At 52.6% G+C, this 16,112-nt stretch carries 15 protein-coding genes and 1 pseudogene; 8 read left to right on the top strand and 8 right to left on the bottom strand.

Features of this window, described 5'->3' with window-relative positions:
- Positions 1 to 26 precede the first annotated feature (26 nt).
- The 6 genes and pseudogenes from ACJHX7_RS11065 (at position 27) to ACJHX7_RS11040 (ending at position 8,044) form a co-directional block, all read left to right on the top strand.
- Positions 27 to 412, top strand: a pseudogene (locus ACJHX7_RS11065) (hypothetical protein).
- Between the two features lie 541 nt (positions 413 to 953).
- The gene (locus tag ACJHX7_RS11060) at positions 954 to 2,042 is read left to right on the top strand and encodes an ATP-binding protein (RefSeq protein WP_077516310.1); all 1,089 of its coding nucleotides are present in this window, start codon (positions 954 to 956) and stop codon (positions 2,040 to 2,042) included.
- Positions 2,043 to 2,052: 10 nt separating this feature from the next.
- The gene (locus ACJHX7_RS11055; protein ID WP_077516312.1) at positions 2,053 to 4,332 is read left to right on the top strand and encodes a DUF5682 family protein; all 2,280 of its coding nucleotides are present in this window, start codon (positions 2,053 to 2,055) and stop codon (positions 4,330 to 4,332) included.
- Positions 4,325 to 5,461 carry a VWA domain-containing protein gene (locus ACJHX7_RS11050; RefSeq protein ID WP_077516314.1) on the top strand — a complete coding sequence of 379 codons (1,137 nt, stop codon included), beginning with the start codon at positions 4,325 to 4,327 and terminating at the stop codon, positions 5,459 to 5,461. The genes ACJHX7_RS11055 and ACJHX7_RS11050 overlap by 8 nt, the downstream gene beginning before the upstream one ends.
- A complete protein-coding gene (locus tag ACJHX7_RS11045; protein ID WP_094029839.1) occupies positions 5,458 to 7,458 on the top strand; it encodes an SWIM zinc finger family protein in 2,001 nt (666 codons plus the stop codon). Before ACJHX7_RS11050 ends, ACJHX7_RS11045 begins: the two co-directional genes overlap by 4 nt.
- A 124-nt stretch (positions 7,459 to 7,582) precedes the next feature.
- The gene (locus ACJHX7_RS11040; protein ID WP_001296231.1) at positions 7,583 to 8,044 is read left to right on the top strand and encodes a YehR family lipoprotein; all 462 of its coding nucleotides are present in this window, start codon (positions 7,583 to 7,585) and stop codon (positions 8,042 to 8,044) included.
- Positions 8,045 to 8,084: 40 nt separating this feature from the next.
- On the opposite strand, the gene ACJHX7_RS11035 is transcribed toward ACJHX7_RS11040, so the two are convergent.
- The 3 genes from ACJHX7_RS11035 to btsS are packed head-to-tail and all read right to left on the bottom strand — an operon-like array spanning position 8,085 to position 11,003.
- Positions 8,085 to 8,555 carry a DUF1456 family protein gene (locus tag ACJHX7_RS11035; protein WP_094029838.1) on the bottom strand — a complete coding sequence of 157 codons (471 nt, stop codon included), beginning with the start codon at positions 8,553 to 8,555 and terminating at the stop codon, positions 8,085 to 8,087.
- Between the two features lie 46 nt (positions 8,556 to 8,601).
- Positions 8,602 to 9,321 carry a two-component system response regulator BtsR gene (btsR, locus tag ACJHX7_RS11030; RefSeq protein WP_001308766.1) on the bottom strand — a complete coding sequence of 240 codons (720 nt, stop codon included), beginning with the start codon at positions 9,319 to 9,321 and terminating at the stop codon, positions 8,602 to 8,604.
- Complete coding sequence (gene btsS / locus ACJHX7_RS11025) at positions 9,318 to 11,003, bottom strand: two-component regulatory system sensor histidine kinase BtsS (RefSeq protein ID WP_001334139.1); 1,686 nt, start codon at positions 11,001 to 11,003, stop codon at positions 9,318 to 9,320. Before btsS ends, btsR begins: the two co-directional genes overlap by 4 nt.
- A gap of 221 nt (positions 11,004 to 11,224) precedes the next feature.
- Between btsS and mlrA the strand changes: the two genes are divergently transcribed.
- Both mlrA and ACJHX7_RS11015 read left to right on the top strand, forming a co-directional pair.
- The gene (gene mlrA, locus ACJHX7_RS11020) at positions 11,225 to 11,956 is read left to right on the top strand and encodes an HTH-type transcriptional regulator MlrA (protein WP_001240405.1); all 732 of its coding nucleotides are present in this window, start codon (positions 11,225 to 11,227) and stop codon (positions 11,954 to 11,956) included.
- A gap of 59 nt (positions 11,957 to 12,015) precedes the next feature.
- Positions 12,016 to 12,123 carry a protein YohO gene (locus tag ACJHX7_RS11015; protein WP_001216963.1) on the top strand — a complete coding sequence of 36 codons (108 nt, stop codon included), beginning with the start codon at positions 12,016 to 12,018 and terminating at the stop codon, positions 12,121 to 12,123.
- Here the strand turns inward: ACJHX7_RS11015 and yehW are convergent.
- The 5 genes from yehW to ACJHX7_RS10990 form a co-directional block, all read right to left on the bottom strand.
- On the bottom strand, positions 12,104 to 12,835 hold the full coding sequence (gene yehW, locus ACJHX7_RS11010; protein WP_032171571.1) for a glycine betaine ABC transporter permease YehW: 732 nt from the start codon (positions 12,833 to 12,835) through the stop codon (positions 12,104 to 12,106). The two genes, ACJHX7_RS11015 and yehW, sit on opposite strands and share 20 nt — an antisense overlap.
- 4 nt (positions 12,836 to 12,839) lie before the next feature.
- Positions 12,840 to 13,766, bottom strand: coding sequence for a glycine betaine ABC transporter ATP binding protein YehX (gene yehX, locus ACJHX7_RS11005; protein WP_000569360.1), 927 nt, complete (start codon positions 13,764 to 13,766; stop codon positions 12,840 to 12,842).
- The gene (gene yehY / locus ACJHX7_RS11000) at positions 13,759 to 14,916 is read right to left on the bottom strand and encodes a glycine betaine ABC transporter permease YehY (protein ID WP_094029837.1); all 1,158 of its coding nucleotides are present in this window, start codon (positions 14,914 to 14,916) and stop codon (positions 13,759 to 13,761) included. The genes yehX and yehY overlap by 8 nt, the downstream gene beginning before the upstream one ends.
- Positions 14,917 to 14,922: 6 nt before the next feature.
- Positions 14,923 to 15,840 carry a glycine betaine ABC transporter substrate-binding protein OsmF gene (gene osmF / locus ACJHX7_RS10995; protein WP_001131249.1) on the bottom strand — a complete coding sequence of 306 codons (918 nt, stop codon included), beginning with the start codon at positions 15,838 to 15,840 and terminating at the stop codon, positions 14,923 to 14,925.
- A gap of 193 nt (positions 15,841 to 16,033) precedes the next feature.
- Positions 16,034 to 16,112: IS3 family transposase (locus ACJHX7_RS10990; protein ID WP_322967685.1), on the bottom strand; the 79-nt coding region annotated here is incomplete at its 5' end.

Here is a 16,112-nt window from a genome sequence, read left to right as displayed (position 1 = left end):
TACACGACTTACCAGCGGGGAAAGCGATGATCGTGCAAAAAGAGCTGGTTGCTATTTACGATTATGAGGTCCCTGTACCTGAAGATCCGTTTTCCTTCAGACTTGAGATCCATAAATGCTCTGAATTATTTACAGGTTCCGTCTACGTCCAACATTTCATCAACGTGATCGAGAGGATGTTGACCCGCTAATAAATGATGCGTTGATTTATATAAGAGATGAGTTTATTGATGAGCAAAAATTACGAGGCGAATCACCTGAACCTGTAATAGTAATTTTTAATTGTGAACTACAGAATATATTCAACCAACAAATAGAATTATATACTCTAGATAATTCAAGTCGCAGCACATGTAACTTGAAGTATGACGAGTATAGCTTTATTAAAGGGGGAAGCGGTTTTCCCCCTTAGATGCGTTTCAATTTGCCCGTTACTTCAACAAATCAATCAGCCGTAACAGAGCCACTAATAACTCCAGTACGGCAATGAGCACGGTTAACTTTTGTGTCAGCGTGTCCATCCGCTCTCCTTATTAAGGAGCGCAACACCAGCATCTTACCCTTACACTGCCTGTCGATACTGGTTTACGTATGTTGGACCACGATGTTGCACTCCGGATCAGGGCACTACCTGCGGCACCACCCGTCCGGTAGCCAGGACTTGAAATGGGTTCGATCCGGCGCAACCTCCCAACAGTCAGGATTATAAATCTCATTATCTTAATTGCAACGGGGTCCACCGATGGTTATAATTCGTTCGTTGGAACACGATGTTGCACAGGCCGTGGTGTTAGGCCTGAAAGTAGTAAATAAAAGAACCTGCCTCACCAGCAGGTTTTTTTATTTACTATGATCTGCTTTCCAGATATTTTCCGCTCAAACAACTAATGCGCCAAACATTTATTGCGCGTAAAATATCGTTTATTTCATTAATACATTTCAGGGATGAATATATGTCACCGCAGAATAATCATCTGCAGCGTCCGCCTGCCGCTGTGTTATACGCCGATGAACTGGCAAAATTAAAACAAAATGATCACGCACCTTGCCCGCCCGGTTGGCAGTTAAGTTTGCCTGCGGCCCGTGTTTTTATCCTTGGCGACGAAGCACAAAATATTAGCCGTAAAGTCGTGATTAGCCCCTCCGCTGTCGAACGCATGTTAGTCACTCTCGCTACCGGGCGCGGTTTGATGTTGGTGGGGGAACCTGGCACCGCAAAATCGCTCCTGTCTGAATTACTGGCAACCGCTATTAGCGGCGATGCCGGGTTAACCATCCAGGGCGGCGCATCTACCACCGAAGATCAAATCAAGTACGGCTGGAACTACGCCCTGCTTATCAACCATGGCCCGTCAACGGAAGCGCTGGTCCCTGCCCCACTTTACCAGGGAATGCGCGACGGCAAAATTGTCCGTTTTGAAGAGATAACGCGTACACCGCTGGAAGTACAAGACTGTCTGTTAGGTATGCTTTCTGACAGGGTAATGACGGTGCCGGAACTCACTGGTGAAGCCAGTCAGCTCTATGCGCGGGAAGGCTTTAATATTATTGCCACTGCCAATACCCGCGATCGCGGCGTCAATGAGATGAGTGCCGCGCTAAAGCGTCGCTTCGATTTTGAAACCGTCTTTCCGATTATGGATTTCGCCCAGGAGCTGGAACTGGTCGCCAGTGCTTCGGCGCGTTTGCTGGCCCATAGCGGTATTCCGCATAAAGTTCCTGACGCGGTACTGGAGTTACTGGTACGCACCTTCCGCGATCTGCGTGCCAACGGCGAAAAGAAAACGTCAATGGATACACTGACAGCGATTATGTCCACCGCTGAAGCCGTGAACGTGGCCCACGCTGTGGGTGTCCGCGCCTGGTTTTTAGCGAATCGCGCGGGGGAGCCAGCCGACCTGGTGGACTGTATTGCCGGAACCATCGTCAAAGATAACGAAGAAGATCGCGCACGTCTGCGCCGTTACTTCGAACAACGTGTCGCTACACATAAAGAAGCTCACTGGCAGGCTTATTATCAAGCCCGCCACCGCCTGCCGTGAGGAAAGATGCATGAGCGAGCCGTTAATTGTCGGCATCCGGCATCATAGTCCGGCCTGCGCCCGGCTGGTGAAATCGTTAATCGAAAGCCAGCGGCCACGATACGTGTTGATTGAAGGCCCGGCTGATTTTAATGACCGGGTAGACGAACTGTTGTTAGCCCACCAGCTTCCGGTAGCTATTTACAGTTATTGCCAGTATCAGGACGGTGCAGCCCCCGGGCGTGGTGCCTGGACGCCATTTGCTGAATTTTCGCCGGAGTGGCAGGCGCTACAAGCCGCACGTCGTATTCAGGCACAAACTTACTTCATCGATTTGCCTTGCTGGGCACAAAGTGAAGAAGAGGACGATTCGCCTGATATGCAAGAGGAAAGCCAGGCCTTGCTGCTGCGTGCCACCCGCATGGATAACAGCGACACCCTGTGGGATCACTTGTTCGAAGATGAAAGCCAGCAAACTGCATTACCCTCTGCACTGGCGCACTATTTTGCCCAACTGCGGGGCGACTCCCCCGGAGATGCTCTCAATCGTCAGCGCGAAGCCTTTATGGCCCGCTGGATTGCATGGGCGATGCAGCAAAATAATGGCGACGTGTTAGTTGTCTGCGGTGGCTGGCACGCTCCGGCACTGGCAAAAATGTGGCGCGAATGCCCGCAAGAAATTAACACGCCAGAATTGCCGTCGCTGGCAGATGCCGTTACAGGTTGCTATCTCACGCCATACAGTGAAAAGCGCCTTGATGTGCTGGCAGGATACCTTTCAGGAATGCCTGCCCCGGTCTGGCAAAACTGGTGCTGGCGGTGGGGCTTGCAGCAGGCAGGTGAACAACTACTGAAAACGGTTCTTACCCGTTTGCGCCAGCACCACTTGCCTGCTTCAACAGCGGATATGGCTGCCGCTCATCTGCATGCGATGGCACTGGCACAGTTGCGCGGTCATACACTACCGTTACGCACTGACTGGCTGGATGCTATAGCCGGCTCGCTGCTCAAAGAAGCCCTGAACGCGCCGTTGCCGTGGAGCTATCGCGGCGTTATTCATCCCGATACCGATCCGATTCTGCTAACGTTGATAGACACATTAGCGGGTGACGGATTCGGTAAACTTGCCCCCTCGACGCCACAGCCACCTCTGCCAAAAGATGTCACCTGCGAACTGGAACGTACCGGAATCTCTTTTCCGGCGGAGCTTACCTTAAATCGCTTTACCCCCGATGGACTGGCGCAAAGTCAGGTGTTACATCGGCTGGTAATACTGGAGATCCCAGGGGTTGTGCGCCAGCAGGGAAGTACACTGACACTTGCAGGCAACGGTGAAGAACGCTGGAAATTAACCCGCCCGCTTAGCCAACATGCGGCATTAATTGAGGCCGCCTGCTTTGGTGCCACACTCCAGGAAGCCGCACGCCATAAATTAGAAGCCGATATGCTGGACGCGGGTGGAATCGGCAGTATCACCACATGTCTTAGCCAGGCGGCGTTAGCGGGTCTGGCGTCCTTCAGTCAACAATTACTGGAGCAACTTACATTATTAATCGCCCAGGAAAATCAGTTTGCCGAAATGGGCCAGGCGCTGGAAGTGCTATACGCCTTATGGCGGCTGGATGAAATTAGCGGTATGCAAGGCGCGCAGATATTACAGACGACGTTATGCGCAGCTATCGATCGCACACTCTGGCTGTGTGAATCCAACGGCAGACCGGATGAAAAGGAGTTTCACGCTCACCTGCATAGCTGGCAAGCGCTTTGCCATATCCTGCGCGATCTACATAGCGGCGTTAATTTACCCGGCGTTTCGCTTTCTGCGGCGGTAGCCTTACTGGAGCGCCGCAGTCAGGCGATTCATGCCCCGGCGCTGGATCGCGGCGCGGCTCTTGGCGCACTAATGCGTCTGGAACATCCCAACGCCAGTGCCGAAGCGGCGCTGACGATGCTGGCGCAGTTATCCCCGGCACAATCCGGCGAGGCGCTGCACGGTTTGCTGGCATTAGCCCGTCATCAACTGGCCTGTCAGCCGGCATTTATCGCCGGTTTCAGTAGTCATTTAAATCAACTGAGTGACGACGATTTTATTAACGCCCTGCCCGATTTACGCGCGGCGATGGCCTGGCTACCACCACGAGAACGCGGGACGCTGGCGCATCAGGTGCTTGAGCATTACCAGCTCGCACAGCTTCCCATTTCAGCGCTGCAAATGCCGTTGCATTGTCCACCGCAAGCCATTGCACATCATCAACAACTCGAACAGCAGGCACTGGCATCGCTGCAACACTGGGGAGTTTTCCATGTCTGAACTGAACGATCTTCTGACCACCCGTGAGCTACAACGCTGGCGATTAATTCTTGGCGAAGCGGCAGAAACGACGCTTTGTGGGCTGGATGACAACGCCCGGCAGATAGACCACGCGCTGGAGTGGCTGTACGGGCGCGATCCTGAACGGCTCCAGCGTGGTGAACGCTCCGGTGGATTAGGTGGCTCAAATCTCACCACCCCTGAGTGGATCAACAGTATTCACACGCTGTTTCCGCAACAGGTGATTGAACGGCTGGAAAGCGATGCCGTACTGCGCTACGGCATTGAAGATGTGGTGACAAATCTCGACGTGCTGGAACGTATGCAGCCTTCGGAAAGCCTGCTACGCGCCGTTTTGCACACCAAACATCTGATGAATCCCGAAGTACTGGCTGCCGCCCGCCGGATAGTACGCCAGGTTGTGGAAGAAATTATGGCGCGACTGGCAAAGGAAGTTCGTCAGGCTTTTTCTGGTGTCCGCGATCGCCGTCGCCGCTCATTTATTCCACTGGCGCGAAACTTTGATTTCAAAAGTACTCTGCGCGCCAACCTGCAACACTGGCACCCGCAACACGGCAAGTTGTATATCGAATCCCCCCGCTTTAACAGTCGCATTAAGCGCCAAAGCGAACAATGGCAACTGGTCTTACTGGTTGATCAAAGCGGATCGATGGTTGACTCGGTGATCCACTCAGCGGTGATGGCGGCCTGTTTATGGCAGTTACCCGGCATTCGTACCCATCTGGTGGCGTTTGACACCAGCGTGGTTGATCTCACGGCAGACGTTGCCGATCCGGTAGAGTTATTAATGAAAGTGCAATTAGGCGGCGGAACCAATATCGCCAGTGCCGTGGAGTATGGTCGGCAACTTATTGAACAACCAGCAAAAAGCGTCATTATCCTCGTGAGCGATTTCTATGAAGGGGGTTCATCATCATTGCTGACGCATCAGGTGAAAAAGTGTGTCCAGAGCGGCGTCAAAGTGCTGGGACTGGCGGCGCTCGATAGCACCGCAACACCTTGCTATGACCGCGATATGGCCCAGGCGCTGGTTAATGTCGGCGCACAAATAGCTGCCATGACACCGGGCGAACTGGCGGCCTGGCTTGCGGAGAATCTTCAGTCATGAATTCACTACGTCCGGAATTATTAGAACTGACGCCGCAGGCCCTGACGGCGTTAAGCAATGCCGGTTTTGTTAAACGCAGTCTTAAGGAACTGGAAAATGGCAACGTCCCGGAAATCAGCCATAAGAACGGCGCTTTAATCGCCACCTTCAGTGACGGTGTCCGTACCCAGCTGGCGAACGGTCAGGCACTGAAAGAGGCTCAATGCAGCTGCGGGGCCAGCGGCATGTGCCGCCATCGCGTGATGCTGGTTTTAAGTTATCAGCGACTTTGCGCCACCACCCAGCCTACGGAAAAAGAAGAAGAGTGGGATCCGGCAATCTGGCTAGAAGAACTGGCTACCCTTCCCGATGCCACCCGCAAACGCGCGCAGGCGCTGGTCGCTAAAGGCATCACCATTGAGTTGTTCTGTACGCCGGGCGAAATTCCCTCTGCCCGCTTACCGATGAGCGATGTACGTTTTTATTCCCGCAGCAGCATTCGTTTCGCACGCTGTGATTGTATTGAAGGAACACTTTGCGAACATGTTGTGCTGGCAGTACAGGCCTTTGTCCAGGCCAAAGCGCAGCAAGCAGAATTTAACCATTTAATCTGGCAGATGCGCAGCGAACACGTCACATCATCTGACGATCCGTTTGCCAGCGAAGAGGGCAACGCGTGTCGTCAATATGTTCAGCAACTAAGCCAGGCATTATGGCTGAGCGGCATCAGCCAGCCGCTTATTCATTACGAGGCCGCTTTCAGCCGCGCGCAGCAAGCGGCGGAACGCTGCAACTGGCGATGGGTGAGTGAATCGCTACGGCAATTGCGCGCCAGCGTTGATGCCTTCCACGCCCGCGCCAGCCACTACCATGCCGGAGAATGCTTACGTCAGCTTGCGGCATTAAACAGTCGATTAAATTGCGCACAAGAGATGGCGCGGCGCGACAGTGTTGGTGAAGTTCCTCCTGTGCCGTGGCGCACGGTCGTTGGCTCTGGCATTGCCGGAGAAGCAAAGCTTGATCATCTGCGGCTGGTGTCTTTAGGTATGCGTTGCTGGCAGGATATTGAGCAGTATGGTTTACGCATCTGGTTCACCGATCCCGACACCGGCAGTATTTTGCATCTTTCGCGTAGTTGGCCGAGAAGCGAACAGGAAAATTCACCGGCAGCGACGCGTCGGCTGTTTAGTTTTCTGGCTGGCGCACTGGCAGGTGGGCAAATTGTTTCACAAGCAGCAAAACGCAGTGCCGATGGCGAACTGCTATTAGCTACCCGCAACCGCTTGAGTAGTGTTGTGCCGCTGTCGCCAGACGCCTGGCAAATGTTGAGCGCGCCATTGCGCCAGCCGGGCATTGTGGCTTTGCGGGAATATTTACGCCAGCGTCCCCCCGCCTGCATACGGCCTCTTAATCAGGTGGATAACTTATTTATTCTGCCGGTAGCGGAGTGTATTTCGCTCGGTTGGGATAGCAGCCGCCAGACACTGGATGCGCAGGTAATCAGCGGCGAAGGTGAAGATAACGTGCTGACATTATCCCTACCAGCCTCTGCCTGTTCGCCCTTTGCTGTTGAACGCATGGCGGCGCTTTTGCAACAAACAGACGACCCCGTGAGTCTGGTTTCTGGCTTTGTCAGCTTTGTAGAGGGGCAATTGACACTGGAACCACGGGTGATGATGACAAAAAACCGCGCCTGGGCGCTGGACGCAGAAACTGCGCCTGTGGCACCGCTACCTTCTGCCAGCGTTTTGCCTGTGCCGTCTACCGCTCATCAGTTGCTGATGCGCTGCCAGGCGTTACTTATTCAACTGCTCCATAACGGCTGGCGCTATCAGGAACAGAGTGCTATTGGTCAGGCAGAGTTGCTGGCGAATGACCTCACCGCGGTGGGTTTTTATCGGCTGGCACATGTGTTGGGACAATTTCGTAATACAGAAAGCGAGGCACGGGTAGAAGCAATGAATAACGGTGTTTTGCTTTGCGAACAATTATTCCCCATGCTTCAGCAACAAGGATGAAATAGTGCTTTTTATTAAGAGTTCTACTCCTGTTCCGGACTGCTCACGCCATAGTATTAGGCATATCCTATATAGCCCCTGGTGAGAGTCACCAGTTCCTTGATTAAATAAAATGGAGTTTTACATGAAGGCTTTCAATAAGCTGTTTTCCCTTGTTGTTGCATCTGTTCTGGTTTTCTCTCTTGCTGGCTGCGGTGACAAAGAAGAATCAAAGAAATTCAGCGCCAATCTGAACGGCACTGAAATTGCCATTACCTATGTCTACAAAGGTGACAAGGTGCTTAAGCAATCTTCTGAAACCAAAATTCAATTTGCCTCCATTGGTGCAACCACCAAAGAAGATGCCGCCAGGACACTTGAGCCGTTAAGCGCCAAATACAAAAACATCGCGGGTGTTGAAGAAAAATTAACCTATACCGATACCTACGCGCAGGAAAACGTGACTATCGATATGGAAAAAGTGGATTTTAAAGCCCTACAGGGTATTTCAGGAATCAACGTTTCTGCTGAAGATGCCAAAAAAGGTATCACTATGGCGCAAATGGAACTGGTGATGAAAGCCGCTGGTTTTAAAGAAGTGAAATAATCTGTCGGCGGCCATGTTTCGCATGGCCGCCATACCCGTCTTAGCTTTTCTTCACATGCTGGCGCGCTGCCAGTCCACGCAGAAAATAACGTAAAAATTGATCGCCGCATTCGCGGAAGTTTTTATGATCCGGTGCACGCATCATCGCTGTAATTTCCGGCATCGAAACGCGGAACTGCTGTTCGGTGAGGATCGCCAGAATGTCATCGGTTTTCAGCGAAAACGCGATGCGTAATTTTTTCAGCACGATGTTGTTATTAATGCGACGTTCCGGCTCCAGTGCCGGAGCAGACTCATCCTTGCCGCGTTTTTGATAAATCAGGCCATTGAGGAATGACGACAAAACAATGTCCGGACAACGCTGAAAACCCTCTTCGTCTTCTTTACGTAGCCAGACGACGATCTGTTCCGCGGTGGCTTCGACATTACCCAGCGCCAGAATACGCACCAGGTCATTATTATTGGCTTTCAAAATGTAGCGCACGCTGCGCAGAATATCGTTACTTAGCATGAGGCCTTCAGGTGTTGATGAGGCAAAAAGCCATTTTAGCAGTCTTTTACAGGCCAATCGCCTCTTTTAAGCTTTTCAGATAACGGCGGCTGACCGGTACGGTTAAGCCATTACGCAAAATCAACTCGGCCTGACCGTTATCTTCCAGACGAATCTCCTGTAAATGCGCGAGGTTAACCAGATACTGACGATGGCAGCGCAGTAGTGGTGTACGACTCTCCAGGGTACGTAATGTCAGTTCGGTAAAGCCCTCTTTCCCTTCGTGACTGGTAACGTAGACACCGCTCATCCGACTGCTGACAAATGCCACATCTTTCATTTGCAGCAAATAAATCCGACTATGCCCCGTACAAGGGATAAATTTCAGCGCCTGTTGATTTTCCGGTAACAACGAAACATCCTGCTTGCTGCGCTCCAGACGCAATCGCGCCAGCGTTTTCTCCAGTCGCGCTTCATCAATTGGCTTCAGCAGATAATCAAAGGCATGTTCTTCAAAGGCTTTAATGGCGTATTCATCAAACGCGGTGAGAAAAACAATATACGGGCGATGTTCCGGGTCGAGCATCCCCACCATTTCCAGACCACTGATGCGCGGCATCTGGATATCGAGAAACAGCACATCCGGGCGCAGTTTATGCACCGCGCCGATCCCTTCTACGGCGTTTGAACACTCTCCAACGATTTCAATATCGCTCTGCTCCTGCAAAAATACGCGCAGGTTCTCCCGTGCTAACGGTTCATCATCGACAATTAAGACTTTAATCATGCCTCGTCCCTCCATGGTAGTCGTAACGTTATTCGGGTGTAACTATCAGGCTCACAGGCGACGCTTATCCCATAGTCATCGCCAAACCGTTCACGTAAACGCTTATCCACCAGATTCATCCCCAGCCCACTGGCATTGGTTACCGGTTGATACAAACCTGCATTGTCTTCGATCTCCAGCATCAAATGTTGCCCCTCACGTCGGGCGCTGATTGCCACTCGCCCTGTATCCAGCAGTTGTGATGTCCCATGTTTAATGGCGTTTTCCACTATCGGTTGCAGGGTAAACGCGGGCAATTGCTGCTGGGATAATTCTTGCGGAATAGCAATGTTGACCTGCAACCGCGACTGGAAGCGCGCCTTTTCAATTTGCAGATAAGCGTTCACATGTTCAATTTCGTCGGCGAGAGTAACAAACTCCGAAGGCCGCTTTAAGTTTTTGCGGAAAAAAGTGGAAAGATACTGCACCAGCTGGCTGGCCTGTTCGCTGTCGCGGCGGATCACCGCTTTAATGGTGTTAAGCGCATTAAACAAAAAATGGGGATTCACCTGGGCGTGAAGCAGTTTGATCTCTGACTGGGTGAGCATCGCTTTTTGCCGCTCATATTGCCCGGCGAGGATCTGCGCCGAAAGCAGTTGCGCAATCCCCTCGCCCAGCGTGCGGTTGATTGAACTGAATAAACGGTTTTTGGCTTCATACAATTTGATGGTACCCATCACTCGCTGATTTTCACCACGCAACGGAATGACCAGCGTCGACCCCAGTTTGCATTGCGGATGCAAAGAGCAACGGTAAGGCACTTCGTTGCCATCAGCGTAGACCACTTCACCGGTTTCAATCGCTTTTAAGGTATAAGTTGAAGAAATCGGTTTGCCGGGTAAATGGTGGTCGTCACCAATTCCGGTAAAGGCCAGCAATTTCTCTCGATCGGTAATCGCGACTGCACCAATATCCAGCTCCTGATACAGCACCTGTGCCACTTTCATGCTGTTCTCTTCGTTAAACCCCTGGCGCAAAATGCCTTCCGTCGAGGCCGCCACTTTCAGTGCAGTGGCAGAAAAAGCCGAAGTGTATTTTTCAAACATCGCGCGTTTATCGAGCAATATACGCATAAACAGTGCCGCGCCGACGGTATTGGTGACCATCATTGGCGCAGCAATATTACTCACCAGACGCACCGCATCTTCATAAGGTCGGGCGATCGCCAGGATGATCAACATTTGCACCATTTCAGCGACGAACGTGACGGCACCGGCGGTAATGGGGTTAAAGACTTTATCAGTGCGCCCGCGACGGATCAGGATGCTGTGTACCAGGCCGCCGAGCAATCCTTCAACGATGGTCGAGATCATGCAACTTAGCGCGGTCATGCCCCCCATCGAATATCGATGTAACCCGCCGGTCAGACCAACCAGCCCACCGACGACCGGACCGCCGAGTAAGCCGCCCATTACCGCGCCTATCGCACGGGTATTGGCAATAGAATCGTCAATGTGCAACCCAAACCAGGTGCCCATGATGCAGAAGATGGAAAAGACGATGTAGCAGAGAAATTTATGCGGCAGACGAACCGTGACCTGCATTAACGGTATGAATAATGGCGTTTTACTCATTAACCACGCAATGACTAAAAAAACGCACATCTGCTGAAGCAGCAGCAACACCAGATTAAAATCGTACATACCCGCAAACCACACTTCCCTTTAAAACGCGTAACATACATTGCCTGCGTTTAACTTTCTTTGAACTCTTGCAGAAAAATGAGAATTCGTGAGTATGATCACTCAAAATCGCCTGGCAAAAATAAAATCACCCTATAGATGCACAAAAAACGGGCAAAACTACCTGGTTCGCAAAACTGCGTCTAAAGTTAAACCGGGACCTCGCGAGCAAGGGTGAGACGATGGCGCTTTACACAATTGGTGAAGTGGCGTTGCTTTGTGATATTAACCCTGTCACGTTACGCGCGTGGCAGAGGCGTTACGGATTGCTGAAACCGCAACGGACAGACGGCGGTCATCGGCTGTTCAACGATGCCGATATTGACCGTATCCGCGAGATCAAACGCTGGATCGACAACGGCGTGCAGGTCAGCAAAGTTAAAATGCTGCTCAGTAATGAAAATGTTGATGTGCAGAACGGCTGGCGCGATCAGCAAGAAACATTACTGACTTATCTGCAAAGCGGCAATCTGCATAGCCTGCGAACGTGGATCAAAGAGCGCGGTCAGGATTACCCCGCCCAGACACTCACCACGCACCTGTTTATTCCACTGCGCCGACGGCTTCAGTGCCAACAACCGACTCTCCAGGCGCTGCTGGCGATCCTCGACGGCGTACTGATCAACTACATCTCTATTTGCCTGGCTTCGGCGCGCAAAAAACAGGGTAAAGATGCACTGGTGGTTGGCTGGAATATTCAGGATACCACTCGTCTGTGGCTGGAGGGCTGGATTGCCAGTCAACAAGGATGGCGCATTGATGTCCTCGCCCACTCGCTCAATCAACTACGCCCTGAACTGTTCGAAGGTCGTACATTGCTGGTGTGGTGCGGTGATAATCGAACCTCCGCCCAACAGCAGCAACTCACCAGTTGGCAGGAACAAGGCCATGATATTTTCCCACTCGGCATTTAATGATTCGTTAACAAATGCGCTTTACTGTACAATCCTTTCGTTAACATAAGGAGTGCATTATGCGCATAGCTAAAATTGGGGTCATCGCCCTGTTCCTGTTTATGGCGTTAGGCGGAATTGGTGGCGTCATGCTCGCAGGTTATACCTTTATTTTGCGTGCTGGCTGAACGCCTGCACCAGCCTTTCAAACAGGCGGTCTGCGATGATCGCCGCCAGTGCCACCAGTAATGCCCCCTGGATCACATACGCGGTATTAAATCCGCTAAGCCCGATGATGATCGGCGTACCCAGCGTGCTGGCCCCTACCGTTGAGGCGATCGTCGCCGTACCAATGTTGATAATCACCGAAGTTCGCACGCCCGCCAGAATCACCGGAGCCGCCAGCGGTAGCTCGACCTTACGCAGTCGCTGACCACGACTCATTCCCATACCTTTCGCAACTTCTGTCACGCTGGCATCAATCGCTCCCAGCCCGGCAAGTGTCGCCTGCAGGACGGGTAGCACACCGTAAAGGATCAAGGCGATAATCGCCGGTTGCAGGCCAAAGCCGATCACCGGAACGGCAATCGCCAGCACTGCAACGGGCGGAAAAGTCTGCCCAACGGCGGCAATAGTTTCCACCAGTGGGCGAAATTCCGCGCCCCACGGGCGAGTAACAATAATTCCTGCACCAGTGCCAATGATCACCGCAAACAAACTCGAAATTCCCACCAGCCAGAAATGAGCCAGTGCCAGAGCTGCAAAACTTTCTTGCTGATAAACGGGGCGTGGCAGTTGTGGGAACAAGGCAGCAAACAGCGGCTGGCTGTAAGGCAGCCAGAAAATCAGTGCCACAAACAAAGCAATGAGCCAGAACAGCGGATCGCGCAACATCTTCATACGCTTACGCCTCCACCAGCAGATCCTGAAAATGCAGCGTGCCGCAAGGCTCGCCCTGTGTGTTCACCACCGGCAGCACTTCACATCCCCGCGCGACAAACAGGGAGAGCGCATCGCGTAGCGTCATCTCTTCTGCCAGCGCCTCACCTTCTGCCCGTTCTTCGCGACGCACGTAATCCGCCACACTACGTAACGAAAGCAGGCGCACACCCAGTTCACTACGTCCAAAAAACTGGCGAACAAAATCATTCGCCGGACGAGTCAGCATCGTCAGCGGATTGCCCTGCTGCACCACTTCACCGTGATCCATCAATACCAGATGTTCTGCCAGCCGTAGCGCCTCATCAATATCATGAGTGACCAGCACAATAGTGCGCCCCAGCAAACGGTGAATGCGCGTCATCTCTTGTTGCAACGCGCCGCGCGTTACCGGGTCCAGTGCGCCAAAAGGTTCATCCATCAGTAAGACTTGCGGATCGGCAGCCAGTGCGCGCGCCACTCCCACACGTTGCTGCTGACCACCGGAAAGCTGATGCGGATAACGCTCACGTAAATTTGACTCTAGCCCCAGTAGCGCCATTAATTCGTCGATACGATCGTCAATCCGCGCCCGCGACCATTTTTGTAATTGCGGCACGGTAGCGATGTTTTGCGCCACGCTCCAGTGGGGGAACAGGCCAATAGATTGAATGGCATAGCCCATCCGGCGGCGCAACTCCAGCACTGGCAGCGAGCGAATTTCTTCTCCGGCAAAGCGGATCACGCCACTGTCATGCTCCACCAGGCGGTTAATCATTTTCAGAGTGGTGGATTTACCGGAGCCTGATGTACCAATCAGCACTGAAAAACTCCCCTCCTGAAAATTGAGATTGAGATCGTTAACGGCTTTTTGTGCGCCGAACAGTTTGCTGACATGGCTAAATTCAATCATTACGTTTCACCTTCAGCAGTGCGATAAGCAAATCGAACAGCGCGTCGGTAAGCACCGCCAGAACAATTACCGGGATCACCCCCAGCAACACTAAATCAATGGCGCTGCTTAGCAGCCCCTGGAAAACCAGCGCACCAAAACCGCCTGCGCCGATTAACGCCGCAATCACCGCCATACCTACAGTTTGCACCATCACCACCCGCAGGCTGCGCAGAAATACCGGTAACGCCAGCGGTAACTGAACATGCAGGAATCGCTGCGCCCCGCTCATCCCCATCGCTCTGGCGCTCTCCAGCACATCGCGCGGGATCTGGTTCAAGCCGACTACCACGCCGCGCACCAGCGGCAGCAAGGCATAGAGCACCAGCGCAATCAGTGCGGGTGTCATTCCGGTTCCTGCTATGCCCAGCTTACCCAGCCACGGAAAGGCCGTCACCAGCGCGGCAAGCGGCGCAATCAACAGGCCAAAGAGCGCCACCGAAGGCACGGTCTGAATGACATTGAGTAGCGAAAAAATCGCCCCCTGCCGCGCGGTGGAAAAGTAGCACCAGACGCCCAACGGCACACCAATCACTAACGCAGGCAGCACCGCACCAAACAGCAACGTCAGATGTTGCGCCAGCGCGTCATCAAACACATCCTGACGGTTGGCGTATTCTTTCATTAGCGAGAGATCGTTAAGCACGCCGGAATACAGCAACCACAGCGGAATGATGGCAATCTGCATATGCAACAACCAGCGCCACAGCGGATGCGTGGAGATTCGTCGGATGGCATCGCTACAGGCAAGCAATGCCAGCGCCGCAGCCAGCCAGAAACCACTGCCGAGGCTGGTACGCGCCAGCGCACTGCCATTTTGCGCCAGTTGTGTCGCCGCCTTTCCAGCTCCCCACACCAGCAATACGAAGACGAATTGCGCCAGAATGAGTGCAAAAATGCTGCCTTTTTTAGCGGGAATAAAACAGGCTGTCAGCCAGGCGCAACCAACGCCCACCAGCATCCAGATCGTTTGCGGCCACAGCTGCCAGAGATGACGCCCCTCACCCGAAACTAAACGATTAGGCGCGTAACTGATAAACGGCAGCGCCGCTGCGATTGCCGTCAGCAACAGCAGCAGCGCCAGAACAGGATTAATACGTAGATAAGTCACGGGAAATTACTTCGTCCACCCTTTTTGTTTCAGGTAGTCGGCAGCCACTTTTTTGGCATCCAGTCCTTCAACGGCAATGCTGGCATTCAGTTGCTGCAATGTTTTTGCATCGAGGCTGGCGAAGACTGGCTGTAGCCACTGTGCCATTTGCGGATACTCCTTCAACACCGATTCACGAACCACTGGTGCAGGCGCGTAGATAGGTTGCACGCCTTGCGGATCGCTTAAGGTTTGCAACCCCAGTGCCGCGACCGGACCGTCAGTGCCGTAAGCCATTGCGGCATTAACGCCAGAAGTTTGCTGGGCAGCGGCTTTAATCGTCACCGCCGTGTCGCCACCAGCCAGTGACAGCAACTGATCCTGACCGAGCTTAAAGCCATAGGCTTTTTCAAAGGCGGGTAACGCATCGGCGCGTTCAATAAACTCTGCTGAGGCAGCCAGTTTGAAGGTGCCACCCTCTTTCAGATAACGACTCAGGTCAGCAAGCGAAGTGAGTTTGTTTTTCTCTGCCACATCCTGACGCACGGCGATGGTCCAGGTGTTATTTGCAGGCGCAGGCGTCAGCCAGATTAACTTGTTTTGCTCTGCATCGAGCTTTTTGACTTTCTCGTAGCCTTGCCCGGCATTTTTCCACGCAGCATCGTTTTCATCTTTAAAGAAAAACGCGCCATTGCCAGTATATTCCGGATAGATATCCAGCTCACCAGAAGTGATCGCCCCGCGCACTACGGGAGTCGTTCCCAATTGCACTTTATTTACCGTAGGAACGCCGTGACTTTCCAGCACCTGCAAAATGATATTGCCGAGCAGCGCGCCTTCGGTATCGATTTTTGAACCGACTTTAACGGGGGAAGCCGCGTGCAGCGGCAGGCTCACGGCTGCCAACAAAACCAGTGAACCTGCCCAGACCTTTGAGAGTGGCATGATGCTTTCCTCATTCTTTTACTGTTGTTTTCAGCGAATTAAGAGAAAAGCATAGTTGATAATGACAGGGTTAGCCTGAGCGGACGGATTCAGTTGCAGAATCAGATAAATACTTAAGAGGCATATTCGGTCCGGCGTTTCCTGCCGGATGCGGCGCGAGCTGAACTGAACCCCAAAACCTGGACAGTTTCAGTTAACCGGCTTTTTGATACTCAGTCCGGTATTCTACCGGGCTGAGTCCCCCAAGACTGAGTTTTATTCTTTTTTGATTC

The sequence above is a fragment of the Escherichia sp. WS1451 genome, from assembly GCF_046487365.1.
In the GTDB taxonomy this organism is placed as follows: Bacteria; Pseudomonadota; Gammaproteobacteria; order Enterobacterales; family Enterobacteriaceae; genus Escherichia; species Escherichia coli.
Note: the sequence above shows the minus strand (reverse complement) of the source record. Positions and strands in the feature narration are given on the sequence as shown.

Bases quoted from the DNA above. Each gene is read 5' to 3' on its own strand.
- ACJHX7_RS11060 (WP_077516310.1), top strand. From the start codon at position 954: ATGTCACCGCAGAATAATCATCTGCAGCGTCCGCCTGCCGCTGTGTTA.
- ACJHX7_RS11055 (WP_077516312.1), top strand. From the start codon at position 2,053: ATGAGCGAGCCGTTAATTGTCGGCATCCGGCATCATAGTCCGGCCTGC.
- ACJHX7_RS11050 (WP_077516314.1), top strand. From the start codon at position 4,325: ATGTCTGAACTGAACGATCTTCTGACCACCCGTGAGCTACAACGCTGG.
- ACJHX7_RS11045 (WP_094029839.1), top strand. From the start codon at position 5,458: ATGAATTCACTACGTCCGGAATTATTAGAACTGACGCCGCAGGCCCTG.
- ACJHX7_RS11040 (WP_001296231.1), top strand. From the start codon at position 7,583: ATGAAGGCTTTCAATAAGCTGTTTTCCCTTGTTGTTGCATCTGTTCTG.
- ACJHX7_RS11035 (WP_094029838.1), bottom strand. From the start codon at position 8,555: ATGCTAAGTAACGATATTCTGCGCAGCGTGCGCTACATTTTGAAAGCC.
- btsR (WP_001308766.1), bottom strand. From the start codon at position 9,321: ATGATTAAAGTCTTAATTGTCGATGATGAACCGTTAGCACGGGAGAAC.
- btsS (WP_001334139.1), bottom strand. From the start codon at position 11,003: ATGTACGATTTTAATCTGGTGTTGCTGCTGCTTCAGCAGATGTGCGTT.
- mlrA (WP_001240405.1), top strand. From the start codon at position 11,225: ATGGCGCTTTACACAATTGGTGAAGTGGCGTTGCTTTGTGATATTAAC.
- ACJHX7_RS11015 (WP_001216963.1), top strand. From the start codon at position 12,016: ATGCGCATAGCTAAAATTGGGGTCATCGCCCTGTTCCTGTTTATGGCG.
- yehW (WP_032171571.1), bottom strand. From the start codon at position 12,835: ATGAAGATGTTGCGCGATCCGCTGTTCTGGCTCATTGCTTTGTTTGTG.
- yehX (WP_000569360.1), bottom strand. From the start codon at position 13,766: ATGATTGAATTTAGCCATGTCAGCAAACTGTTCGGCGCACAAAAAGCC.
- osmF (WP_001131249.1), bottom strand. From the start codon at position 15,840: ATGCCACTCTCAAAGGTCTGGGCAGGTTCACTGGTTTTGTTGGCAGCC.